The organism is Phocaeicola paurosaccharolyticus JCM 15092, from assembly GCF_000613805.1.
Classification (GTDB): domain Bacteria; phylum Bacteroidota; class Bacteroidia; order Bacteroidales; family Bacteroidaceae; genus Phocaeicola; species Phocaeicola paurosaccharolyticus.
Genome location: NZ_BAJR01000041.1, coordinates 1 through 26,598, shown reverse-complemented (window position 1 = coordinate 26,598; position 26,598 = coordinate 1). Strand labels below are relative to the sequence as shown.

The following is a 26,598-nucleotide window of genomic DNA, read 5'->3' as shown; positions in this document are numbered from 1 at the left end:
AAGTCTTTAATCGATCGGGCAAAAGTCTCTGGTTTGTTGACAAAGAGTTTTTGATCGGTTGGTAAAGAGTCTTTGATTAGTTGAGTAAAAGTCTTCGATTGGTCTAAATGGGTCTTGGAGGAGTTGACTAAAAATCTTAAATCAGCTAGAACTGGTAATAGAAAAGTCTATAAAATAAAAAAGGGAAGGACAAAGTATAGGTAAAAAAGAGGAGATAGTGGAAGAAAGCATTCTCATGCTATAATTGTTATTCTAGCTCAATTGAATTCTATATAGGTGTCTTGAGAGCAATAGAAGTCTATAGTTATGATTTAATGGCTAGATGTGAACAAGTTGAGAAAACTTATAATGCTTAATTTATACAGCAAGTCGACAAAAAAATATATACAAAAAGAAAACTCGGACTGATATAGTCCGAGTTTCTTATATAATAGTTATAGTACTATTTTATTCCTTTTAAAGCTTTTAGAGCTGTACCATTTTGAGGATCTATCTCTAAAATTTTATTCCAATATTTTTTAGACTGTTCATTATCACCTTTAACAAAGTAGTAATAGCCTAAATAGCTTTCACATTCAATTATCTGAGATTTAGCTGTAGAGCTACTATTAAGCAGAATATTAAGAGCTGCCTCATAATATGGTTTAGCTAATCCGGAAGTAGTCTCAGGATCTTTCAGAGAATTAGTTCTAGCTCTCCAGAAATTACCCAAATAACTATCAGGGGCAGTCTCAGCCACTTTAGCGAATGTCTTATCCGCATTATCCAAGTAAACACTCTGTTTAGCTTGATAAGCACTATCTGATGCAGCATAATAGTTCAATCTACCAAATAGGAATAACTCAGTTGCATCATCTTTCTTTGAAGCTTTATCAAGATATTTCTCATAATAAGAGATAGCATTATCATAGTCATGCTTTTTCTCATAAGCATCAGAGATTTCCTTTAAGATTTCAGCAGGAGTTTCCTCTAGTTTAATAGCTTTATCAAATTCTGCTATAGCTTCATCATATTTTTTTACGCTAGCAAGGAGACGTCCATAATAAACATAATCCAAGTAAACATAATCATTGTCTACGCTATTAGAGAAAAATTTCTTAGCAGCCTCAATACCCTCATCATATTTCTTCATCTCATCAAAGTTATACATAGAGAGTCTGTTTAATACATGATTTTTGGGGAAAGAAGCAAGTCCTTTCTGTACAACTTCTTGTGACTTTGTATAATCTTTATCAAGATATAGAAGAGTAGCATATTTTGCATAATCAGCTTCTGCAGCATCAGCGTTCTGCATGTATACGTTATATCTATCTATAGCCTGACGATATTTACCCATTGAGTAATAGATATCTCCCATAAGTTTATCCACGCGAGTATCCTCAGGAGTTTTAACCTTTAATTTCTCAAGCATATCTATTGACAGTTGAGGATTTACACCTTTATATACCTCTGCATATTTCAGGTATGCCTCTGTACAGTTTTCATCAAAATAGATTGCTTGGCTATATTCACTACTAGCATTACTAGCATCTGCCTTTTTTAGATATATGTCTCCGCTAAGAAGATAAACAGAAGCCTTCTTATTATCAACACCCTTAGCTTTTTTTACATACAACTCTGCATTTGTCAAATCATCTGCATTTAGATATGCTCTTCCTATTTCAACAAGTATTGCAGTATTCTTCTTGTTTTTCCCTTTAAGTAACTGATTGAAAGCTAATGTTGCTCCATTAGGGTCGCTCTTTATCATTGTAGAAGCACTCTCTATCATAGTCTTCACACTCTGATCGATTTGTTGTGAAAACATGCATTGGAATACAAACAATGAAACTATAGGTAAAATTATTTTCTTCATAATCATTCTATTATCACTCTTCATTCACATTTACAATCCTTAACTCAGCCATCACTGGAAGTAATCCAGATTTCAAGATAATCCTCTGTCCTCTAAAACCTGTAATAAAAGATGAGAATCCAGTAGGAAGACCGCTCTTTGGATCATTTAAAATTATATATACATTCCTTATTAAAGGATATCGATCAAGTGCCAAATAGGCTTGATACGGTTTATAGCTATTAGTAGTTTCAGCTATCTTATCTTTGCTTACTGACATAATCCTTACATCATTTATAAACGATAGATTAGTAGTATCTGCACTGTTTATTACCCAGTTAGCTCCTACTACACCCAAAGCATTTACATTCTTGGAAACATATTCCACTACCTCACTGTTCTTTTTAAGTGCACTAACATTCTTTGAGAATGGTACTCTATTGCATATAGAGTCAATGACGTAATGTATTGTGCTTGAATTAGGATTGTCGAAGACAACATTAATATCTCCATTTGACGAAGAGTATCCCAACTGATTCCATTTTGTTATTTTGCCAGCTAGCACATCTTTAAATTGTGATATGGAGATTAGAGAATCTTTGTTCTCTTTATTAGTTATTAAAGCTAATCCATCTGCAGCAATTCTTATTGCTTGAGGGAAGAATTTCTTTTTATTGAAAAACTCTGTTTCAGAAGGAGTAAGTGTACGGCTACTCACAACGAACCGTACACTGTCCTTCATCAATAGATTTATTGCTTCTACTTCATCACAAAAAATAGGAATAATTTTAGCTTCAGGATTCATTGCTGAAAAGACTTGCAATTCCTCTTCAATAATAGGTTTAAAAGTCTCGTCAACTGCGATTTTAATAGTCCCAGAAGAAAGTGTGTCACTCTCTCCGGCAGGCTTTTTATTATTGCAACTCATAAGTGTTGCAATAATCCCTAAAACAATTATCAAATTAATATTTTTCATGATTACAATAGAGCTTTTACTGTAACTTAAATATTATAGGTACTGTATAATATACAGGTACGTTTCTACCATTCTGTCTACCAGGTATCCATCTAGGAAGTGCTGATATCACTCTAATAGCTTCTCTATCACAATAGCTATCAAGAGATCTTACCACTGTTACATTTTTAACATCACCTGTAGCAGTTACGACAAATCTAATAAAGACTTTACCCTGGATACCATTTTCCTGTGATATCACCGGATATTTCAGATTCTTTGCAATAAAGCTTAGAAGTTCCTGATCTCCACCAGGGAAACGAGGCATCTCCTCAACCATTGTATAAGGCTTTTCTTCCTCCACTTCTGGAGCAGTAGTAATAGCCTGCTTCAAATCTGCGATATCTTTACCATTAAGTTCATCATTACCTTTTACGTCGGCAATAGAGATAGATGTTTTTGATTCAGTAAGTTGTTCCTGACTCTTAATTTCGTCTTCGTCTCTTACTTCTTCATCTTTCTTGATTACCGGAGCTGTAAATTTAATTGTACTCTTCAGAGCTGGAGGAGGTGTTTCAGGATTAATTTTCCTGATTGGCTCATTCTTAACTTCTGGTTTATCCAACTTTGATAATGTAGTTACTTCTACCATCTCATCCTTTGCATCAGGAGTAGCCATACGGATCAAAGTTGGAACACTAAAAGCTAAAGCAGCTGCGACAAGAACAAGAATCATCGCCAGAGTATGGCGTTTTGGAGAATCACGACGCATCTTAAATGCACCATACTCCTTATTCTTGTCTCTAAATATAAGTTCGCACCATTCAGTTGATGCCAAATCTATTTTTGCCATATTATATTCCTCCCTCCTTTGATTGATCTGCACTACCCGAAGGGTTATCTCCAGAACGTTTAGCGATTAACGCTTTATCCTGTGGAGTAATTTCGGTTATGACATATTTTCCTATATTGCAAATCTGCATCTCATCTAGAGCATCAATTAGATTCCTATATGAAGAATCATCAGTCGCTTTAATAATAACTGTAGGAGTGTTCTTTCCACTCTTAATCTCTGCAAGCTTCTTTTTATACTCTTCTTCTGAAATTTTCAGGTTAACTTTATCTTGTTTGAGCTCATTAACCTTCTGTACAGCTTCATAGTTTTTCTTAAGAAGTTGTTGTCTTATGCCACTTGCAAGGTAACTAGTCTCCTTTAATGAAGATGGATCCGCATAGTTAGGCTGACCTTCGTAATAATAGATCTTATCCTTTCCCGCCAATAGTAAGGTTATTGCTTGAGAAGCTTTAACCTTATTCTGATCGGCTTCAGAGATGTTCTTATCATTACTTGGCATACTTATCTCCATTGTCTGAGGCTTACTCAGAGTAGTACACAACATAAAGAATGTGATCAGAAGCATGTTCATATCCACCATAGGAGTGAAATCGACACGCACTGCCATTTTCTTCTGCTTAGAACTACTGTTTTTATTGCTTTCTTGTACTTCTGCACTCATACTGTTAATTTTTTATTCCTCAGAAGTCGTTTTCAAGTTGGTAATCAGATTATATCTGTTTTCCCTGATATCCTGAAGCGAATTCATTATTTTTTTAATCACAGCATATGGAGTCTTTGAATCGGCTTTTATAGCAATTCTAAGATCTGGATTTATCTCTTTAGCATTCTTAACCCATGATTTGAACTGATTATCAGTGCTATCACATGGGATACCTTCATTCTTTAATACCTCATCCTGTTTGTCAGAAGGTAAATTAAGATATTCAGGCATGCTCGCTATAGGTACACCAAATGTAGATGCAACAGAAAACTTTTTCTCTTGCTCAGCGTTGAACTTAACTCCATACTCTTCACCCATTCTCTGCAAGACAGCCCTTAAGTCGGGTTGCTTGTCTAGGCTCATAAATATTTTACCTTTAGAATCAACAAGGATCTGAAGTATATTAGTTTCAGGTATCTTAATCTCAGATACTGAAGCTGGTGTATATACCTGAACAGGTTCCTTCTTGACAAAGGTAGACGTCAACATAAAGAATGTCAAAAGAAGTACAGTGACATCACTCATTGCCGTCATATCTATGAACGTACTTTTCTTCTTAACTTTTACTCTTGTCATAGTAATATAAATTTAAAAAGAAGTACAATTATTTGTGAGAAGCAGCGTATGTCTGAACAATAGAGAAGCCAACTTCATCAAGGCTATAAGTTAATTTATCGATTAAATTAGTATAATAGTTGTATGAGATAACAGCAAGAGCACCTGTTAAGATACCGAATGCAGTGTTAATCAAAGCCTCAGATATACCTTGAGAAAGTGCAATAGAGTCAGCACCACCACCTGATGACAAAGCAGCAAATGAACGAATCATACCGATAACTGTACCAAGAAGACCAAATAGAGTTCCTAGAGTAGTAATAGTACCGATGATAGGAAGATTCTGCTGCATCATAGGCATTTCCAATGCTGTTGATTCATCAAGTTCTTTCTGAATAGCAACAATCTTTTGTTCTTTTGACATTGTGCTATCAGCTTCTACATCTTCATATTTCTGAAGAGTTGCAAGAACTACGTTTGCTACTGAACCACCTTGTTTGTCGCAGATACCTTTTGCTTGTGCAAAATCTCCTTTTTCTAATGAAGCTTTGATATTAGCTACGAATTTAACTAAAGAACCTTTTCCGAATGCAGATTTAATAGCGATATATCTTTCTACACTTAAAGCTATTACTGTGAAAAGAAGAGTCTGGATAACAGGAACGATTATACCACCTTTATAGATTGTTCCCAAAAAGTTTCCTGGAAGTGGGTTATTGTTAGGGTCGTTATTCATAAAGTTTGCAGGGTTACCCAAAACGAAATGAAAGATACAAATTGCTAGTATAAAGCAGCAAACTATTACCCAACCAGCGTTCTTAATCATTACAATACTATTCTTCTTAGTAGTTTTATTATTTGTTTTCATAAAAATTTATTTAATTAATCATGTAAAATCAGTAAAAAGTAAAAAATCAGGAAATATTATACTCAGGGCGCTAAATTACAAGTACCGGAGTATAAAAACAACTAAATTAATAATTATTAATTAAATCAGTATGCGCCTTAGAGCATATATGTAATATTTGCTCGTGTGCCTGAGGTAATTAACGACATTATATATATAGCCTTTTTCCAGATGAGCTCCACGCAACTCTTTGCATGGTTCTGCAGCCTGGAATATATATTTACTATAGGAGCCGTTTTTCTGTGGATTCCTTCCGTTGTTGAAATTATATTCAAATGAACGAGGGGGTACCATTTTTATAAAAGATATATTTTGGGTTTCACATGAGCTATTATCATTGTATGAACCTTGAATATAGGAACAGAACTGACCATCAGTACTGTTATCAGCTGCTGACGCATTAATATTCTCTACATTAAGGAATGATAGTAAACAAAAAAGAAAACAGATCTTAAGAAGCAGTTTCATTTTTTACAGAACTCATATTTATCCCAATAAAAAATATATTTATATTAAACATAAGATAATTCTCAGGGCTATTATAAATAGCCCTGAGAATATAATCTTTAATCTATCACTTTATGTTCTTTCCCTGGGAACTCTTTATTCATTACTATGTATGCCACTGGAGCAGCAATAAATATTGAAGAAATTGTACCGATAACAACACCAAGAATCATTGCAAAAGAGAAGCTTCTGATGCTTTCACCACCAAGGAAGAATATACAAACAAGTACTATTAATGTACACAATGATGTATTGATTGTACGAGATAATGTAGTACTCAAAGAGTCATTGAATAGTTTGTATCTATCACGTTTTGGATATAAGTGGAAGAACTCACGTATACGGTCGAAGATAACCACCTTATCGTTAATAGAGTAACCTATAGCTGTCAATATAGCACCTATAAATGTTTGGTCAATCTCAAGAGAGAATGGTACCCATCCATGACATAATGAGTATGCACCGATAATCAACAATGTATCTACTGTAAGAGCTACTGTTGCACCAACACTATATGCAATATTGCGGAAACGCAGCAATATATAGATACCGATTGCTATAAGAGCGAAAACAACAGACCAAATAGCAGCTATCGTCATATCTTCAGCAATACTTGGGCCTACCTTCTGAGAGCTTATGATTGAACCACCGGCTCTGTTATCTCTGTCAATGAAAGTTTCAAGTGAAGTACCCTTGCCAAGAAGATTTGCTCCTTTCAGAGCTCCGTACAAGAACTCTTCAATTTCATAGTCTATAGTTGGAGCTTGTTCGTCTATACGATAGTTTGTAGTAATACGTATTGTTTTCTTGTCTGTTCCAAGTGCAATAGCCTGAACATTATAATTAGGTATTTTCTCCTTCAACAAGTCACGTATCTGCTCTGGCTCAACCTGCTGTTCAAACTGAACAACGAAGTTACGACCACCAGTAAAGTCAATACTCTGAGCAAGTCCTCTTACAAAGAATGATACTATACACGCTACCAATATAACACCAAATATAGCGAATGACTTCTTTGACTTACCAATGAAGTTGTAGTTTACATTCACCATCAAGTTCTTTGTCAGTGAAGTAACGAAGGTAAGATTAAGCCACTTGTCTTTTCCCATGTAGTGTTCATAAACAATTCTTGTCAAGAATACTGCTGTAAAGAATGAACATAAAATACCAATTATTAATGTTGTAGCAAATCCACGGATTGGGCCTGTACCGAAGTAGAACAAGATTACACCTGTGATGATTGATGTTAAGTTAGAGTCAAAGATTGCAGAGAATGCATTTGAATAACCATCAGTAAGTGAAGTCTTAACATTCTTTCCGGCTCTCAACTCCTCTTTAGTACGCTCATAAATCAACACGTTAGCATCAACCGCCATACCAAGAGAGAGTACCATACCAGCAATACCCGACATCGTAAGTGCAGCCTGGAATGAAGTAAGAATACCCAATGTAAAGAAGAAGTTTATAAATAGAGCACCATTAGCAACCATACCTGGGATGAATCCATACATTACGCACATGAATATCATAAGGAATCCTAACGCAACAACGAAAGAAATTATACCCTGATTGATTGATTCCTGTCCTAGAGATGGACCAACGATATCTTCCTGAACAATACGAGCAGGTGCAGGCATCTTACCTGACTTAAGAACGTTTGCTAAGTCTTTGGTTACCTCAGGAGTAAAGTTACCTGTAATCTGAGAGTGACCACCGGTGATCTCACCATTTACATTAGGAGCGCTATATACATATCCGTCGAGTACGATAGCAATTGCCTTGCCAACATTGTTTTTTGTAAGTGTAGCCCAACGACGAGCGCCATCTGTATTCATAGACATACTTACACTTGGTTTACCGAAGTTGTCGTAGTCATCTTTTGCATCAGTGATAACATCACCTTCCAAAGGAGCACGTCCGTTACGATCTGAAACCTTTATAGCGTATAATTCGAATATCTGACCTTTCTTATCGAAATCAGCAGCTTTAACTCCCCATTTCAAACTAAGATCTTTAGGAAGCATCTCCTTAACCTCTTTCATGGCAAGGATTCTGTTTACAGCAACTGTATCTTTATAATCTGAATAGCCTACTACACAGCCAGCTCCGTTTGGATTAAGCTGAAGAATTGATGTTAATGGATGATCTTTCTTTGCCTGATTCACTTCGTTATTATTAGCAACAGTCTCACCCTTCAATGAAGCTTTAAGGCTATCAGCAATAGATGTTTTTGCAACCTTTGCTTTAGGAGCAACAGCAGCAGTGTCTACAACAGCAGTGTCCTTTTTAGAAACTCCAGCCAATATATCACGTACTCTAGTATCTATAGATGACATATAAGGAACGATATCTTTTGAATCGTATGTCTCCCAGAATTCAAGATTAGCAGAACCTTGCAAAAGTTTTCTTACACGCTCTGGTTCTTTAATACCTGGAAGTTCAACCATGATACGACCCATCTTACCTTCGAGAGTCTGAATATTTGGTTGAACAACACCGAAACGGTCAATACGTGTACGAAGTACATTATATGAGTTGTTGATTGCAGCTTTTACCTCTTCACGTAAAACCTTCTCTACTTGAGCGTCTGTGCTTTGAGTATTCACTTTATCCTTGAGCTGCTGTGTAGCAAATAGTTCGGCAAGTTTACCTTGTGGAGCTATTTTCTTGTAGTCTCTGATAAATAATGTAATGAAATCATCTTGGCTGTTAACCTGCTCGAGAGAAGCTTGTGCGATAGCTTTGTTAAAAGCCTCATCAGTCTTATTATCAGCTAGGGCTTTTACTACATCTGGGACAGACACCTCAAGGATGACATTCATACCTCCTTTAAGGTCAAGTCCGAGACCAATCTCCATCTCACGACACTGTTTTAGCGTATAGCTACCTAACCATACTTTTTCATTCTGCATAGAATCAAGGTAATGAGCCTCACCTTTCGGATCCTTCGCCGCCTGATTCATATGATAGCGGGTCACAAAAGAAAAAGAAAGATAAAAGACACATACAAGGGTTAGTAATACCGCAAAAACTTTTACAAATCCTTTGTTTTGCATTTTACTTTGAAATTTATTATTTTAATTTTTAAATAGTTCATAGTTTGATAAGGTTGCAAATATAGTTTTTTTTTCATTTTAATACGACATACATTCTAATTATTTAAAGTTAAGAAACATAAAGAATCAAGATTCCTTAGTTATATATATTGAATTAAATGCCAATATAACACCAAATCGGGTAATGATCTGAGTCCTTTATAGTCCTGTCAACTGTACAACTTTTTGTTTCCATATAGCGACTGACAAGTATATGATCTATTCTGAAATAGAAAAAATTTTGATTATAGGATATCCCTGGACCAAAGCCGGAATCGACAAATGCATCTTTAAGATACTCTTCTATAGCATGATGTGTATATGATAGCGGAGAGTCATTAAAGTCTCCACATACAATTATTGGGTAGTTTATATGTTTTGAGATATACTTTGCAACCGAATCAGCCTGAGCAGCTCTGATCTTAGAAGCATTGGCCAATTTATTAATAAGCAATCTTGAGCCATGGCTGACTTTACCTTTATCAGGGTCCTTTATCATCTCCCTGTAGATGCTCTTATCATTTTCAGTAATCTTATTTGACTCAAAATGATTATTAACCACGACTAAGGTATCGCCCTTAATCTTTAGTTTATAGGCTATTGAACCATTGCTCCTTGATTCATAATCAATAGGTTCTGCTGAAATGATAGGAAAACGGGAAAAGATGCCAAGTCCATTAAAAGCATCAGGAATTTTGTAATAGTGACTGTATTTGTATTCAGAAAGTTCCTTTTCTATCTTCTTAAGTGAAAGTTTTCCCCCTGGAATAAACTCCTGGATACATACTATATCTGCATCACTCTTCTTTATATATTCTAATATTGAATTTTTACCGTTTTCGTCAATCTTCCCTTCATTGAATGCCATAGTATTATACGACAACAATTTTATATAATCATATGGTATTTCTGATGAACTTATATTAAAAGGTGTATATGTCAAGATTGGTTTCAGACAAATCAACAAGGTGACTATTGAAACCAAAGAGTATCTTTTATAGCTTATTAGCCAAAAAAACAGAAAAGCCAGAACTATAAAAAAGAAAATAGGGAATGCCAGTCCTGCACATGACAATACAGGATGCTTTAAAGGATTTATTAACGGGCTATAACAACAAAGCACAAAGAGCAAAGCCATAAATATATTCACCAACAGCAATGCAAAAGCTAAAACCCGGCCTATACTCTTAACCATTATTTATTACTTGCATCAAAAAGAGCCTTCTTTTCACTAGTAGACAGACTATCGTAACCAGATTTTTTAAGTTTATCAAGAATCCTATCAATCTCATCACTATTCTGCTTTTTTCTTTCATTATAATCATAATCCTTAGATCTTTCACCATAATAGATTTTCATTTTAGGCTTTCTTCTCCTTTTTGAAAAGTTTATATTGGTAAATAAGTCTATGAAATTATTTATCCATTTTGTATAGTCATGGCCACTATTAAAACCCAAAACAAATATCCAACCTGCAAGAGCTCCACCGATATGGCTATATGGCCGCCTGCATTCTCGGATGTTATAAATAGTAGATCAAGAAGAACGATTGCACATGCAATATACTTCAATCTTACCCTACCAAATAATAGCAGGTTAACACTATAGTTAGGTGACTTGACAGCTGTAGCAACTACTATGGCCAATACAGATGCTGAAGCACCTATCATATACGACTGCGTTACAGCCGACGTAAAATATGGGAATACATTATATGAAACCATATATATTATACCTCCAGCTATTCCGCCAAGGAAATATAGACCTCGGAAGTGACGGGCAGAAAAGAAATAGAGAAACATTTCACCAAACCAGTATAACCACAGCATATTGAATAGTATATGCAACAGGTTTGCATGCATGAACATATAGGTTATTATAGACCAAGGCTGGAGTATGAATTTATCAAAAGAGGCAGGCAACTCCAAATATAACAACAGATTATTTCCATCTCTGTTGAATAGGGTCCAAAATATTACGATGAGTGATGTCAGTATGAATATGCCGACATTTGCATAGATAAATTTCAATGCAATATTTCCACTCTCAAATTTCTTCTTTAAATCAGTAATAAAATCCCCCATTGTTTTTATCTCTCTTTTTCCAATACAAAATCAGTATTAATCCAAAAATCATACCTCCCAAGTGTGCAAAGTGTGCAACCCCATCAGAAGTAGAGGCAACGCCTAATACTAGTTCAATAATAGCATAACCCAATACAAACCATTTAGCCTTAATCGGCATTGGAATAGGGAATACAAATAACTCGCTATTTGGATATGTCATTCCAAAAGCAAGAAGGATAGCATATACAGCCCCGGATGCACCGACTGTAGTCATCAGATTAAGATACTCGCTCATCGGTATAGTATATACACCATTATTAACACCATCATATTGAGACAAAGAAGTAATGTACTCTATGTACTGAACTCCCTCTTGTATCAATCCCGCACCTATTCCACATACAATATAGAAAAACAGAAAACGCTTGCCCCCCCAATGCTGTTCAAGGGTACGACCAAACATCCATACAGCAAACATATTGAAGAATATATGTTGGAAGTTTGCATGCATGAACATATAAGTTATAAGTTGGACTAGATTGAAATCGGATGCCATAAAGAAGTGAAGTCCCAAAAGGTTATTAAGGTCAATACCATATCTTTGAGCGACTACACTTGCAAAAAAACAGAGTGTTGTAATTATTAATATATTCTTTGTTACAGGAGGAATTCTCATCTTATTCTACTCTTATTATTAGTAATTTGGCCGTAAAATTACTATTTTTATTCAGTTAAAAAGATGTTTTAATTTATTCTATTATTTTTTTTATTTTTTGAGCCATAATTTTGTGCTAACTATTTGATTTATAATTTAAAGAATTTATATTTGTAATTGTTTATTGTTAACTTTTTTATATTAAATTAATAAATTAATCTATTTCATTATGAATAAGACAGAACTTGTAAATGCTATTGCAGCAGAATCTGGACTTAGTAAAACAGATTCAAAAAAAGCTCTTGCAGCTTTTATCTCTTCAGTAACTAAAGCATTGAAGGAAGGAGACAAAGTAGCGCTGATAGGATTCGGAACTTTTGCTGTTTCTGAAAGAAGCGCAAGAACGGGTATTAATCCTTCTACTAAGAAAGCTATTAAAATTGAAGCAAAGAAAGTTGCTAAATTTAAAGCAGGGGCTGAACTTGCCGAAGCAGTAAAATAAAAGCAATACTTTAGATATTTATGAAAAGGCGCCTTTAACGAGCGCCTTTTTTACAATAATCACAATATTATAACTATGTTTTTCAAAAAACCTAACCTACTATTATTCAGCACCATGTTGATGCTGAGCTTATCTGGATTTGCTCAAAAAATGAGAATTCCTATCATAAAGTAATCAGCACTGTCGGAGTTAATAAAGAGTACCCTCGTACTGAGTTCATGACTTTCAGCGAAAAGGATAATGCCTTAAAGAAAAGCTTTACAGAAAGTTTGAATTATAAGTCTCTAAATGGAGAGTGGAACTTTCTGTTTGCTGATTCAGATAGCAAACTACCTGCCAATATTCAATCGGCAACAGATATAAAATGGAATAAGATAACCGTACCGGGAAATTGGGAGTTACAAGGATATGGAACAGCAATTTATACAAATTTATACTACGAGTTCCAACCAAGAAATCCACAGCCACCTACTCTACCTGAGAAAAATCCTGTAGGAGTTTACCAAAGAAATTTCACCATACCAAGTGATTGGAAGGAGAAAGATATATATCTCAATATTTGTGGAGCAAAATCGGGTGTATATGTATATATAAACGGTAAGGAAGTTGGATATAGTGAAGACTCAAAAAGCAAAGCCGAATTCCTTATCAACAATTATCTGCAAGAAGGCGAGAACTCTCTTGTTATCAAGATATATCGTTGGAGCACCGGTTCATACCTCGAGTGTCAGGATTTCTGGCGTATTAGTGGAATTGAGAGGGATGTATACATAACATCGCAACCAAAAGTCGGAGTGAAGGACTTCACTGTTATTTCTACTCTTTCGGATGATTATAAAAAGGGAATCTTTAATCTGGATGTTATTTTAAACAACAATTTATCTACAGCATCAAAGATTACTCTTGAATACTCGCTTATCGACAAAAACTTGAAAAGTATAGCCTCAGGCAAAAAGCAGGTTGAAACTTATCCTAACAAAAAGGAGACAGTAAAATTCTCCTCAGAGATAGACAATGTAAAGACCTGGACATCTGAGTCACCTTACCTATATAAACTACTTATAACTGTCAAGGAGAATGAAAAGGTGTCCGAAGTTATCCCATTCAATGTAGGTTTCCGTAAATTTGAAATAAAGCAGATCCCTCAGAAAGATTCTAAAGGAAGAAACTATACATGCTTCTTTGTAAATGGCCAGCCTATTAAAATGAAAGGGGTAAACATACATGAACATAATGAAGAGACAGGACATTACGTAACTGAGGAGTTGATGAGAAAAGACTTCCAAATTATGAAACGTAATAATATCAACACTGTCAGACTATGCCACTATCCTCAGTCCAGACGTTTCTATGAACTTTGTGATGAATATGGACTATATGTATACGACGAAGCAAACATCGAAAGCCATGGTATGGGATATGACATCAGTAAAGGTGGTACATTAGGTAATAACCCTGAGTGGCTTATTCCTCATATGGATAGAACAATAAACATGTACGAGAGAAACAAGAACTACCCTTCTGTCACCTTCTGGTCACTAGGTAACGAAGCCGGAAACGGATATAATTTCTATCAAACATATCTATGGATTAAAGAGAGGGAGAAGAACGGGATGAACCGTCCTGTGAACTATGAACGTGCCATCTGGGAGTGGAATACTGATATGTTTGTTCCTCAATATCCTGATGCAAAGTGGTTCGAGAATATAGGAAAGAGTGGAAGTGACCGTCCTATCGTTCCTTCAGAATATGCTCATGCAATGGGCAACTCTACAGGTGGGTTATGGGCACAGTGGAAGTCAATCTATAAATATCCTAATTTGCAAGGTGGATATATATGGGATTTTGTTGACCAAGGTATTCTGCAGACTGATGAGAATGGGAAAAAGTTTTGGGCTTACGGAGGTGACTTTGGAAAGGATGCTCCAAGTGATGGAAACTTCTTATGTAATGGCATTGTAAATCCAGACCGCACCCCTCACCCTGCTATGGCTGAAGTTAAGTACTGTTATCAGAATATAGGATTCAGTAGTGTTGACGCTAAGAAAGGTATATTCAATATTACAAACCGCTTCTACTTCACTAACCTTAGCAATTATAAAATAAGCTATGAGATAATAAAAGATGGGAAAACTATCAAGCGCGGAGTACTAAAACTGAATATAGAGCCTCAACAGACAAAAGAAGTTGTCCTTCCAATAGGAAAAGTAGTTGATACAAACGGAGAAGATCTATTCGTTAATTTCTATGCTTATACAATCAATGATGATAAGCTGGTTCCAGCCCGTTATGAAGTTGCAAAGGAGCAGTTCATAATATCTAGAAATATTGCTAAGCGTGATAATGGCAAAGCTGGTAATATTAGCTTCAGCGACAACAATGGTATTCTTAAAGTAAAAGGAGATGGCTTTGATTTCACATTCAGTAATAAAGAGGGAATGGTTACATCATACATATATAAAGGTAAAGAGTATATTAAAGATGGCTTCGGATTCCAACCTAACTTCTGGCGTGCACCTAACGATAATGACTACGGCAACGGAGAGCCTCTGCGTACACAGATATGGAAACAGTCAGGTAAAGAATGCAATGTCACTGCAAGCACATTCTCGGGCAATGCTCTTAAAGTCACATATTCACTGTCGGCAGGTAACAACTATATAGTTACATACACATTCGGCAAAAGTGGCAGGATAAACATTAACTGCAGCTTCACTCCTGCGAGGTAAAAGCTGAAGTTCCACGTATAGGTATGCGTTTCAGAGTTCCGGCATCAATGGAGAACATATCATATCTTGGACGTGGCCCTGAGGAGAACTATATTGACCGAAATGCAGGAACAATAGTAGGGCTATACAGATCAACCGCTTCACAAATGTACTTTCCTTATGTACGTCCACAAGAGAACGGACATCATACAGATACTAAATGGATTGAACTTACAGACAACAAGAATATGACTCTTAGAATTGAGGCAGACAGTCTGATGGAGTTCAATGCTCTTCGTAACTCTGTTGAAGATTTCGACTCTGAAGAGGCTACACACCGACCACGCCAATGGGGTAACCTGTCCGAGAAAGAGATAAAAGAGAATGATGAGAACAAGGTGAAGAATATTCTGAGAAGACAGACACACATCAATGACATCATACCAAAAGATTATGTTGAGATTTCTCTTGATCTTAAGCAACAGGGTGTAGGTGGCTATGACAGCTGGGGATCTTTTCCTGAAGAATGGGCAAGAATAAATCCTAAACAGACATATAACTGGGGATTCACCATTATTCCTCAATAACAGATTTGACAAATAAAATAAGTTAAGCCCTGCTATAGTTAGCAGGGCTTAATTTATTATGAAATAATCTAATTGCTCAAAGCAAATTAATTATCAACTACAACTATAAAGTATATACTTTACAGCTGTGAGCTCATCACTCTACAACTGTGATTTATATAAACTTCACTGTTGAGTGAAGAACACTTCAAGTTAAACTCATTTCTTGAACTTATAGATAACAAATGTCTTTGGAGCAATATCAGCTTCGAAAGATTTACCCTCTTTTGATATCTTTTCTGTTTTAGGAAGGATAAGTGAAGGGTTCTCTAGAGTGTTATCACTATTAAGTTCAGTAGTGCTGTAAGTTATCATCTCTCCATTTGAAAGGTTGAATTTCTTTCCTGCACCTTCAATATTAATAGAAACAGGCTGTGCTGTGTCTGAAGTATTAATAACCTTGATTATATACTCACTCTTTACCTTATCCACTACAGCACTTGCAAAGAGTCCGTTCTGACCAGGCTGACCACTTACAGGTTTCTTATTCATTGTAAGAGGGATAACGTTTGTACCCTTATTTGTACTGTACAACTGCTGCACATAGTAGCTACATGTACGAACAGAGTTAAGGTTATCAAACCATATCAAGTCAGGACGCCATTGCCATCCTTCAACATGAGCAAAGAGAGGCGCATATGTAGCCATATGTACTATATCAGCATTTCTCTCAAGCCCTGTCATGAATGCTGCTTCAAGAAGTGATGCATTAAAGTGGTTATATTTTTTGTCCTTACCATGGCAAGCATATTCACCGGCAAACACTTTAGGACCTTTTCTGTCATAATTGTCATATCTGTTACCCTGTGCAAGGAACCAGCTTTCGGGGCGATAGAAATGTTCATCCACTAGATCGGCCTTAAGTTTTTTCATTTCAGGCCATAGATAGTCAAAATCCTTACCCTCAGATTGTGGGCCTGAACTTCCTACAACTTTTATATTAGGATATTTCTTATTTATAGCTGCCAAGAAAGGTTTTAATCTTTCAGGATACATTGATCCCCACTGCTCATTACCAATACCTACAAATTTTAGATTGAAAGGAGCTGGATGTCCCATATCAGCACGTAGCTTTCCCCATTTAGTATTTACATTACCATTGGCAAACTCTATCAAATCGAGTGCATCTTGAATAAATGGATCAAGATCCTCCATCTTTATCTGGCTCTCAGGATCATTCTGATACTGACATATAAGACCACAGTTCAATATAGGCAGAGGTTCAGCGCCAATCTCTTCAGAAAGCAGGAAATATTCATAGAAACCAAGACCACATGTCTGAAAGTAGTCTGGGAAGAAACGATACTTGAATGTGTAGTGCCAACGGTTCTCATTAAGAGGCCTGTCTTCAACAGGTCCTACAGTCTTCTTCCAATTATAAACAGTTTCAGCATCTGTTCCCTCTACTATACATCCACCAGGGAATCGGAATACTCCCGGATGTATATCATAAAGTGCCTGCACCAAATCCTTTCGAAGACCATTCTCATGACCTTTCCATGTCTCTACAGGAAATAGTGATATATGTTCCAAATCAACATCACCCTTAGATTCAAGGAATATACGAAGATGAGACTTTGCCTCTGTTACAGGAGCCTCAAGCACCAATTCATATTTTTTCCACTCTTTAGAATCGATATTTAGTGAACCTTTCACCAATGCCTGATGATTTTCAGAAAGATTATTCTTTATAAGTTCAACACCTATCTTCTGATTTTCACCTCTAGCCCACACTGTGAATCTGTATTTCTCACCCTGCTTTATTCCTATGCCAAAGAATCCTTCGTTTTCAACTCCTGTATGTTTCTCTCTATGACCAGAGTTTCCAAGTCTTACATAGTGTGGATTATTCTTGAATGGTCCATCATCCATCAACTTCACATTTCCAAAAATATTCCAACCCATAAAATTCTGAGGGAACTCAAAAGAGCGGTTTTTCACTAGTTCAGCATATAGACCACCATCTGCTCCGAAGTTAATATCTTCAAAGAAGAGTCCGTACATTGTAGGCTGTATCTCAGCGCCAACCTTGTTTGCCTGAACCACAAAATTGTTAGTATTTTGAGCATTCAGAGAAAGACAAGTAGCCACAGCTAATGACGAAAATAATTTTTTGCGCAATTTCATAATATATAATAAATTGATATTTAATAATATAGTTTGTGCTTAATCACAATTGCAAATATACATTCAAAAAAAGGTAATAGAAGAATAATTCATCTCATTTTAGGTATGTTTTTCTGTCACTTTTATATTTTCTAGTCATTATTGTATAATAGTCACCTATTAATCATCCCTCAAATTAAAGCAAATAACATCAGGCATCAAGGTTTCTGTACTGCATTTTATCCTATTGATCATATCCAAATAATAGCAAATATTATCAGCCATAGTGAATAAAGAAAGAGACCATTTCAGTGCAACTGTTTTTCACTTAACTAATAGATATTCTTCATCTTAATAAGAGTTATCCTACGTCTTATGTTCACCCCCACAGACAAAAAAGAGAATCATTTCTTTTCAGTCTTATATAAAAGGTATAATTTAGTGGTGTAAAATTTACAACTAACTTATTATACAATATCTATCAACAAGATAGAAAAGAATCGAATTATTATGAGAAAACTCTCCTTTGTGCTTCTGATGGCAATAATTTTGCCTTTTACAACCATAGCACAGACCATTGCTCCGGAAGGGATATGGATACGTCCTACAGATAAAAATATACAATATGTGGGCAGAATCAGTTTCAAGAACCCTGAATCTCCACTCTTCACCTATCCGGGAGTGCAGATTAACACATGCTTTACAGGGAGCTCACTGAAGATGGTTGCGAAACCTATGAGTGGCTATTTCATGGCACAGATAGACAATGCCAAACCATTTAAGGTCTCTTTCTATGCACCAAAAGATTCTATAGTAACGTTGGCTACAGCTCTCCCTAAAGGGAACCACCAAGTTAAACTCATGTATATTGTTGAGGGATATGAACTACGTCCTGAATTCAGAGGCTTTATTGTTGATAATGGAGAGTCACTAAAACCAGCACCTAAGTTACCCGAGAGAAAAATTGAGTTTATTGGTAACTCCATAACATGTGGATATGGAACAGAGGGAGCAAATGGAGAGTGTCATTTCTTATACGAGACGGAGAATCACTACTACACATATGCTGCATTAGCAGCCAAAAATCTTGATGCACAATATCAGGTGGTTTCACGTAGCGGAATAGGAGTATATAGAAATTACAATGGTCCGAAGAGTGGCAACGAAAAGAATATGAGATACACATACGACTATACACTCTTTATGGATGAGAGTGAAAAGTGGGATTTCTCAAGATTCGTACCCGATGTAATATGTATTAATCTAGGAACTAACGATACCAGTACAAAGAATTATGACACCTCTTTGCTTACAGATGCCTACATCAAGTTGGTCAACCAGGTACGCAGAAATAATCCAAAAGCAAAAATAGTTATGCTCTGCGGAAGTATGATGAGTGGAAAGCAGCTTGCAGATGCAAAGAGCTGTATAGATAAAGCAGTAGAGACACTGAAGAAAAATGGTGAGAATAGAATATATAAGTTCGACTTCACCCCTGCTGATGGGAGCCTGGGATACGGCTCCGACTATCACCCAAGTATTGCCCAGCATGATAATATGGCCAAGGAACTTACAGCCTATCTAAAGAAGTTAATGAACTGGTAGGTGATTGATTTATAATAAACAGATAGTACAAACAAATCTATAATAATCATGAAAAAAGGAATTATCTCAATTTTTATGCTCCTTATTGCAACAGCTGTATTCCCGCAAACGACTACAGTGACAAGTCCTGATAAAAATACTTCAGTGACATTTGCCTTAAAGGATGGAGAAGCATCTTACAACATCTCTAATAATGGTAAAGTTCTTATAGAAAACTCTCCTCTTGGAGTTATTGCAAATATCGGCAACTTCCGCAGCAATCTGCAATTTGTTGATTTCGCTACATCTACAGTTTCAAAGAGCTATACACAAGATAAGATAAAAAGATTCTCGAATAAATATGCTGCAAACCAACTTATCTGTAATGTAAAAAACTCAAAAGGTAATGCAATGCAGTTCGTTATTGAGGTAAGCAACAACAACGTAGCTATAAAATATAACTTCCCTAAAAATCTGGAAGTTGGAAGTATAGTTATTGAAAAAGAGTGCACAGGATTTAGATTTCCTCAGCATACCACAACCTTTATTGTTCCACAGAGTAAGGCAATGATTGGATGGAAGCGCACAAAACCAAGCTATGAAGAGGAATACACCAATGATGAGCCTGTAGGAACTCCTTCTAAATTCGGTCATGGCTTTACGTTCCCTTCTCTCTTCCATGTAGGAAATGACGGATGGGTGCTGTTAAGTGAGACAGGAGTAGACAGTAGATTCTGCGGTTCCAGACTAAGTGACCCTGACAAAAACGGCATATACTATATTGCTTACCCTATGCCTGAGGAGAACAATGGAAACGGAACATCAGCACCTGCATTCTCTCTTCCAGGATCAACTCCTTGGAGAACTATCACAGTAGGCAGTACCTTGAAGCCTATTGTAGAGACAACAATACCTTGGGATTTGGTTGAGCCTCTTTACAAGTCAGAACACATTTATAAATATGGCCGTGGCACATGGAGTTGGATTCTTTGGCAGGATGACAGCATCAACTTCGAAGATCAGAAGAGATACATAGACTTAGCCAAGGCTATGGGATATCAATATACACTTATCGACAATTGGTGGGATAAGAACATCGGCCGTGAGAAGATGAAAAATCTTATTGAATACGCTCATTCACAAGGTATTGACATCTTCCTTTGGTATAGTTCAAGTGGCTATTGGAACGATATAGTACAGGGCCCAATAAATTGCATGGACAATCCTATCATCAGAAAAAGAGAGATGAGATGGATGAAAGAGCTTGGAGTAAAAGGTATCAAAGTTGACTTTTTCGGAGGTGACAAGCAGGAGACCATGCGTCTGTATGAGTCAATATTGAGTGATGCTGATGATAACGGACTTATGGTTATCTTCCATGGATGTACTATACCAAGAGGTTGGGAACGTATGTACCCTAACTATGTTGGAAGTGAAGCTATTCTGGCTTCCGAAAATATGATATTCAGTCAAGACTTCTGTAACTACGAGGCATTCGCTTCTACACTTCATCCATTTATCAGAAATAGTATTGGATGTATGGAGTATGGCGGAGGATTCTTGAACAAGAGAATGCATAAGAGCAACAATAGTGGAAATATTAGAAGAACTACAGACTGTTTCCAGATTGCAACAGCCATACTCTTCCAAAACCCAATCCAGAATTTCGCCCTTGCTCCAAATAACCTGACAGATGCAAATCCTATTTTGCTTGACTTCATGAAGAGTGTACCAACAACATGGGTGGATACAAAATTTGTTGACGGATACCCTGGAAAATACACAATCATTGCAAGAAATAACGGTGAAAAATGGTATGTTGCCGGAATAAATGCTCAAAAGAGTCCTATTAAGGTAAAACTGAACCTTGATATGATTGGAGCTAAGAAGAAGATTACAATCTATAACGATGACAAAAAGCTTAATCCTACTAAAAGTGAGATAACTACAGACAAAAACAGCTCTGTAGTTGTCACTATACAGGCTGAAGGTGGTTTTGTGATTGTTGCTAACGAGTAAAGAGGAAGTAGTTTAAAGAGAAAAAAAGCAAGGAAACAACCATTATATATTGGTTAATTTGTAACTTTGCCGCCTAAATAATTGCTGTTATGGAAAATAAACTAATAATTTACAATACATTAACTCGCAGTAAAGAGCTTTTTGTACCTCTACATGCACCAAACGTAGGAATGTATGTTTGCGGCCCTACAGTGTATGGTGACGCACATTTAGGTCATGCTCGCCCTGCAATTACTTTTGATCTACTTTTCCGTTATCTCACTCATATTGGATATAAGGTTCGCTATGTAAGAAATATCACAGATGTCGGTCATCTTGAACATGATGCTGATGAGGGTGAAGATAAGATAGCAAAGAAGGCACGTCTTGAACAGCTTGAGCCAATGGAAGTGGTACAGTATTATCTGAACCGCTATCATAAGGCTATGGAAGCTCTTAACGTACTTCCACCAAGCATAGAGCCACACGCTTCAGGTCATATCATTGAACAGATAGAACTTGTAAAAGAGATTCTTGATAATGGTTATGCCTATATAAGCAACGGCTCTGTATACTTCGATGTTGCAAAATATAACAAAGATCATCATTATGGTAAGCTCTCAGGAAGAAACCTTGATGATGTATTAAATACAACCAGAGAACTTGATGGTCAGGAGGAGAAACATAACCCTGCAGACTTTGCTCTTTGGAAATGTGCTCAACCTGAACATATCATGAGATGGCCTAGTCCATGGAGTGACGGTTTCCCGGGATGGCACTGTGAATGTACTGCTATGGGTAAGAAATACCTTGGAGAACATTTCGACATACACGGAGGAGGAATGGACCTTGTCTTTCCACACCATGAATGTGAGATTGCACAGAGTGTGGCATCACAAGGTGATGATATGGTGCACTATTGGATGCACAATAACATGATTACCATCAATGGAACAAAGATGGGTAAATCACTTGGTAACTTTATCACTCTTGAGGAGTTCTTTACTGGTAGTCACGAGATCCTAGCTCAGGCATATAGTCCGATGACCATACGTTTCTTCATACTTCAAGCTCACTACCGTAGCACTGTAGACTTTAGCAATGAAGCTCTTCAGGCTGCAGAAAAGGGATTGAACAGACTTGAAGAGGCTGTAAGCGGTCTTGAAAGATTAACTCCTTCTAAAGAGACAACAGGTATAGAGGGTGTAAAAGAGCTTAGAGGTAAATGTTATGATGCTCTTAATGACGATCTCAACTCTCCTATTGTAATTGCAACTCTATTCGAAGGAGCTAGGATGATTAATACTGTACTTGATAAAAAGGCTACTATCTCTTCAGAGGATCTTGATGAACTTAAGAGCTTGTTCAAACTCTTCATGACAGATATTCTTGGATTGAAAGAGGAGAAGAACAATGATGAGGCACGTGAAGAGTCTTTCGGAAAAGTTGTAGATATGATTCTTGAACAGAGAATGAAAGCTAAAGTAAACAAAGATTGGGCAACCAGTGACTATATACGCGACCAGCTTGCTTCTCTTGGCTTTGAGGTGAAAGATACAAAAGATGGCTTCACCTGGAAGCTGAATAGATAATTACTATCAGATAGATACTGAATGAGGATATACGAAAGTATGTCCTCATTTTTATTATACCCAATAAGTACCAGCTAATTATATTAGTACAATATCTATAAAATTTCAGACTAACTTGCTTGCAATATCATTGGTTTCAACTTCTGGTTATATAATAAAAATGGGGAGCTCGTTAATCAGCTCCCCATTTCATTTCGGAATATTATAAACTCAAATCAATTAAGCAAAACGTTCTTTTAACTTTGTAAGCATATCATTAGTCATCGCATCTAAATCATACTCAGGTTTCCATCCCCACTCCTCACGAGCACAAGTGTCATCAAGTGAGTTTGGCCAAGATTCAGCAATTGACTGTCTCAACGGATCTACACAATATTCCATCTCGAAATCAGGAACATATCTCTTAATCTCATTGAATATAATCTCAGGATCGAAACTCAATGAAGCAATGTTGAATGAGTTACGGTGTTCCAATTTAGTTGGATCTGCTTCCATAATCTCTATAGCTGCTCTAAGCGCATCAGGCATATACATCATGTCCATAAAAGTGCCCTTAGCTATAGGACAAACAAACTTCTCCCCCTTAGCAGCAGAATAATAAATATCAACTGCATAGTCTGTTGTTCCACCTCCGGGAGGAGTTACATATGATATAAGACCAGGGAAACGAACTGAACGAGTATCAACGCCGAATCGAGTATGGTAGTAGTCACTTAACAACTCACCTGTCACCTTTGTAACACCATACATTGTTTTTGGCCTGCATATAGTATCCTGAGGAGTCTTATCTTTCGGAGTGTTAAGTCCGAATACACCTATTGAGCTAGGAGTAAAGAGAGCACATTTCTTTTCACGTGATATCTCAAGAACATTACATAACCCTCCTATACCAATTTTCCATGCAAGCTGTGGTTTGCTCTCTGCTACAGCCGAGAGAAGAGCAGCCAAATTATATATAGTATCAATTTTATACTTGTCTACGACCTGTGCTATCTGTCCAGCATTTGTAATATCAACAACCTCACAAGGTCCAGATTCTTTTATTTCATAATTAGGTTCAGCACCAGGAATATAACCGGCAACGATATTTCCTTTATAATTCCCTCTTAATTTCATAGTAAGTTCAGAACCAATCTGTCCTGTTGACCCGATAATCAAAACGTTCTCCATCGTTATTTCAAAATTTGAAAGCAAAGATAGATGAAACCTATATAAAATGAAGAAAGTTTATCCTATTTTTAATTGTTATTCAAGAAAAAAGTAGAACTTTGTCAATACAATAGTGAATTAAATATTAATATATCTTAAAAAATAATCAAATTAATATATACAATGTACAGCAGAATGAAAGAGTTCCTCACTAAGGAACTAGAGAATATTAATGAAGCAGGATTATACAAAAATGAAAGAATTATTACAACTCCTCAGCGTGCCGACATAAAGGTAAACAAAGGGGATGAAGTACTGAACTTTTGTGCCAATAACTATCTAGGCTTATCAGACAACAGACGTCTTATTGAGGCTGCTAAGAGAGCAATGGACACACATGGATACGGAATGTCTTCAGTGCGTTTCATCTGTGGTACTCAAGACATTCACAAAGAGTTGGAAGCTGCAATTTCTGATTACTTCAAGACTGAAGATGCAATATTATATGCAGCTTGCTTTGATGCAAACGGAGGTCTGTTCGAGCCACTTTTTAATGAAGAGGATGCTATAATCTCCGATTCACTCAACCATGCCTCAATTATTGATGGAGTACGTCTTTGTAAAGCAAAAAGATACAGATATGCAAATGCCGATATGGCTGACCTTGAGCGTTGTCTTCAGGAAGCTCAGGCACAACGTTTCCGTATAATTGCTACAGATGGTGTATTCTCTATGGATGGTAATGTTGCCCCTATGGACAAGATATGCGAACTTGCAGAAAAGTACGATGCACTAGTTATGGTAGATGAGTCACACTCTGCCGGTGTTGTAGGTGAAACAGGCCATGGTGTAGCTGAAAAATTCAATGTCTATGGCAAAGTAGATATTTTCACAGGTACTCTAGGAAAATCATTCGGTGGTGCTATGGGGGGATTTACGACAGGAAAGAAAGAGGTTATCGACATGCTCCGTCAGCGTTCTCGTCCATATCTCTTCTCAAACTCTGTAGCTCCTGCTATAGTAGGTGCTAGCATAGAGATGTTCAAAATATTAAAGGAGAGCAATGCACTTCATACTAAGTTGATGGACAATGTAACATATTTCCGTGAAAAGATGATTGCTGCAGGATTCGATATCAAACCAACACAGAGTGCGATCTGCGCTGTTATGTTGTATGATGCAAAACTTTCTCAGGATTTTGCTGCCAAGATGCAGGAAGAAGGTATTTATGTTACCGGATTCTACTATCCTGTTGTTCCAAAAGATCAGGCTCGTATACGTGTTCAGATATCTGCAGGACACGATAAATCACATCTGGATAAGGCTTTAAGTGCATTTATAAAAGTTGGGAAAGAACTTGGTGTAATTAAATAAAATAAAAAGTCTCCTTACTCGAAAAGGAGTAAGGAGAACTTTTTAGTAGCCTTATAATAAAACTTTTGTAAGTAAATGATTACAAAGGTATGTACTATGGGTTCATTGTCACGTTGAATATAGTTAGAAGAGGATACTAACAATTAAAGTGAAAGCCCTCTTGAGTTAAAATCAAAAGTTATATTGAACAATATATCTATCTTTATTATAATAACATCATCTTGATTCTTTAGAAAAAATAGCCCAAACTAATTTGCCATGCATTCATCTTGCCATTGCCTATTTTCTGATTATCATTAATTGTCAAGTCAGCAGCTTTGCTGCATGCAAGATTATAATTGGCAGAAACCTGTAGATGATTGAATATGGTTGCACCGGCACCAATGTTAACACTTAGTTGCGCTGTTTTGAAATCCCAATCATCATAATTGGTAGATACGGTTTTATCGCCGACATTAAAGCCAAATTGAGGACCGACAAAAAGGTAGACTCCAAACTGTTTTGATAAATCTGCACCGTATCGCAAGTTAACAGGAACAGTAATTTGTTGCTGTTTTACAGTTGTGGAATAATTTTTTCCACCATCAAGTTCTGTTTTTACTTTTGCACTGCGCTGGTCATAAAGGAGAGAACCATCAATGCCAAATCCTAATGGCAAAGCTATCTTAGCTGTTGGGCCAAAAAAGAAACCGTTATTGTTTTTCTCATAATCATGAATAGTAGAACTATTAATATCGGTCATATTTAAACCACCTTTCACTCCGAATGTTACCTGTGAGAAGACTGTAAGGTTAGTCATAGTAACAAAGAATAATAAAATTATAAA

The 26,598-nt window shown here is 36.4% G+C and carries 18 protein-coding genes and 2 pseudogenes; 6 read left to right on the top strand and 14 right to left on the bottom strand.

The genetic code is table 11. The features are described from left to right. Positions 1-442 precede the first annotated feature (442 nt). From JCM15092_RS13125 to JCM15092_RS13075, 11 genes and pseudogenes are all read right to left on the bottom strand, one after another. A complete protein-coding gene (locus JCM15092_RS13125) occupies positions 443-1,855 on the bottom strand; it encodes a tetratricopeptide repeat protein (RefSeq protein ID WP_024995058.1) in 1,413 nt (470 codons plus the stop codon). 13 nt (positions 1,856-1,868) lie between these two features. Then, positions 1,869-2,810, bottom strand: coding sequence for a PstS family phosphate ABC transporter substrate-binding protein (locus tag JCM15092_RS13120; protein WP_034542042.1), 942 nt, complete (start codon positions 2,808-2,810; stop codon positions 1,869-1,871). A gap of 16 nt (positions 2,811-2,826) precedes the next feature. Then, a complete protein-coding gene (locus tag JCM15092_RS13115) occupies positions 2,827-3,642 on the bottom strand; it encodes an energy transducer TonB (protein ID WP_024995056.1) in 816 nt (271 codons plus the stop codon). Between the two features lies 1 nt (position 3,643). After that, positions 3,644-4,306 carry an ExbD/TolR family protein gene (locus JCM15092_RS13110; RefSeq protein WP_024995055.1) on the bottom strand — a complete coding sequence of 221 codons (663 nt, stop codon included), beginning with the start codon at positions 4,304-4,306 and terminating at the stop codon, positions 3,644-3,646. A gap of 12 nt (positions 4,307-4,318) precedes the next feature. Then, on the bottom strand, positions 4,319-4,924 hold the full coding sequence (locus tag JCM15092_RS13105; protein ID WP_024995054.1) for an ExbD/TolR family protein: 606 nt from the start codon (positions 4,922-4,924) through the stop codon (positions 4,319-4,321). Between the two features lie 28 nt (positions 4,925-4,952). After that, positions 4,953-5,771, bottom strand: a complete 819-nt coding sequence (locus JCM15092_RS13100) for a MotA/TolQ/ExbB proton channel family protein (protein WP_024995053.1) — start codon at positions 5,769-5,771, stop codon at positions 4,953-4,955. A 120-nt stretch (positions 5,772-5,891) separates the two neighbouring features. Beyond that, a complete protein-coding gene (locus JCM15092_RS13095; RefSeq protein WP_024995052.1) occupies positions 5,892-6,278 on the bottom strand; it encodes a DUF8440 family protein in 387 nt (128 codons plus the stop codon). Between the two features lie 98 nt (positions 6,279-6,376). After that, positions 6,377-9,373, bottom strand: coding sequence for a protein translocase subunit SecDF (gene secDF, locus JCM15092_RS13090; RefSeq protein ID WP_024995051.1), 2,997 nt, complete (start codon positions 9,371-9,373; stop codon positions 6,377-6,379). Between the two features lie 154 nt (positions 9,374-9,527). Then, positions 9,528-10,607: an endonuclease/exonuclease/phosphatase family protein gene (locus tag JCM15092_RS13085; RefSeq protein WP_034542039.1), complete on the bottom strand. Its 1,080-nt coding sequence runs from the start codon at positions 10,605-10,607 to the stop codon at positions 9,528-9,530. After that, a pseudogene (locus JCM15092_RS16185) lies at positions 10,607-11,496 on the bottom strand (rhomboid family intramembrane serine protease). The gene JCM15092_RS13085 and the pseudogene JCM15092_RS16185 overlap by 1 nt, the downstream one beginning before the upstream one ends. Continuing rightward, positions 11,477-12,154: a rhomboid family intramembrane serine protease gene (locus JCM15092_RS13075; protein WP_034542038.1), complete on the bottom strand. Its 678-nt coding sequence runs from the start codon at positions 12,152-12,154 to the stop codon at positions 11,477-11,479. The pseudogene JCM15092_RS16185 and the gene JCM15092_RS13075 overlap by 20 nt, the downstream one beginning before the upstream one ends. 208 nt (positions 12,155-12,362) lie before the next feature. On the opposite strand from JCM15092_RS13075, the gene JCM15092_RS13070 reads away from it, so the two are divergent. Continuing rightward, positions 12,363-12,635, top strand: a complete 273-nt coding sequence (locus JCM15092_RS13070; RefSeq protein ID WP_024995048.1) for an HU family DNA-binding protein — start codon at positions 12,363-12,365, stop codon at positions 12,633-12,635. A 161-nt stretch (positions 12,636-12,796) separates the two neighbouring features. Next, a pseudogene (locus JCM15092_RS16180) lies at positions 12,797-15,930 on the top strand (glycoside hydrolase family 2 TIM barrel-domain containing protein); the annotation flags it as partial. 198 nt (positions 15,931-16,128) lie between these two features. Here JCM15092_RS16180 and JCM15092_RS13060 read toward each other — a convergent pair. Further along, positions 16,129-18,096: an alpha-L-arabinofuranosidase family protein gene (locus JCM15092_RS13060; RefSeq protein WP_024995047.1), complete on the bottom strand. Its 1,968-nt coding sequence runs from the start codon at positions 18,094-18,096 to the stop codon at positions 16,129-16,131. Positions 18,097-18,585: 489 nt separating this feature from the next. On the opposite strand from JCM15092_RS13060, the gene JCM15092_RS13055 reads away from it, so the two are divergent. The 3 genes from JCM15092_RS13055 (at position 18,586) to cysS (ending at position 23,249) form a co-directional block, all read left to right on the top strand. Continuing rightward, a complete protein-coding gene (locus JCM15092_RS13055) occupies positions 18,586-19,680 on the top strand; it encodes an SGNH/GDSL hydrolase family protein (protein WP_024995046.1) in 1,095 nt (364 codons plus the stop codon). Between the two features lie 48 nt (positions 19,681-19,728). After that, a complete protein-coding gene (locus JCM15092_RS13050) occupies positions 19,729-21,678 on the top strand; it encodes a glycoside hydrolase family 97 protein (protein ID WP_024995045.1) in 1,950 nt (649 codons plus the stop codon). Between the two features lie 89 nt (positions 21,679-21,767). Then, complete coding sequence (gene cysS / locus JCM15092_RS13045; protein ID WP_024995044.1) at positions 21,768-23,249, top strand: cysteine--tRNA ligase; 1,482 nt, start codon at positions 21,768-21,770, stop codon at positions 23,247-23,249. 219 nt (positions 23,250-23,468) lie between these two features. Here the strand turns inward: cysS and JCM15092_RS13040 are convergent, their stop codons facing one another. Continuing rightward, positions 23,469-24,419 (bottom strand): NAD-dependent epimerase/dehydratase family protein, encoded by a 951-nt coding sequence (locus JCM15092_RS13040; protein ID WP_024995043.1) that lies wholly within the window; start codon positions 24,417-24,419, stop codon positions 23,469-23,471. Positions 24,420-24,581: 162 nt separating this feature from the next. Here JCM15092_RS13040 and kbl point away from each other — a divergent pair, with 162 nt between their 5' ends. Then, complete coding sequence (gene kbl / locus JCM15092_RS13035) at positions 24,582-25,772, top strand: glycine C-acetyltransferase (RefSeq protein ID WP_024995042.1); 1,191 nt, start codon at positions 24,582-24,584, stop codon at positions 25,770-25,772. 229 nt (positions 25,773-26,001) lie between these two features. Here kbl and JCM15092_RS13030 read toward each other — a convergent pair whose 3' ends face one another. After that, positions 26,002-26,595, bottom strand: a complete 594-nt coding sequence (locus JCM15092_RS13030) for a porin family protein (RefSeq protein ID WP_034542044.1) — start codon at positions 26,593-26,595, stop codon at positions 26,002-26,004. Between the last annotated feature and the right edge of the window lie 3 nt (positions 26,596-26,598).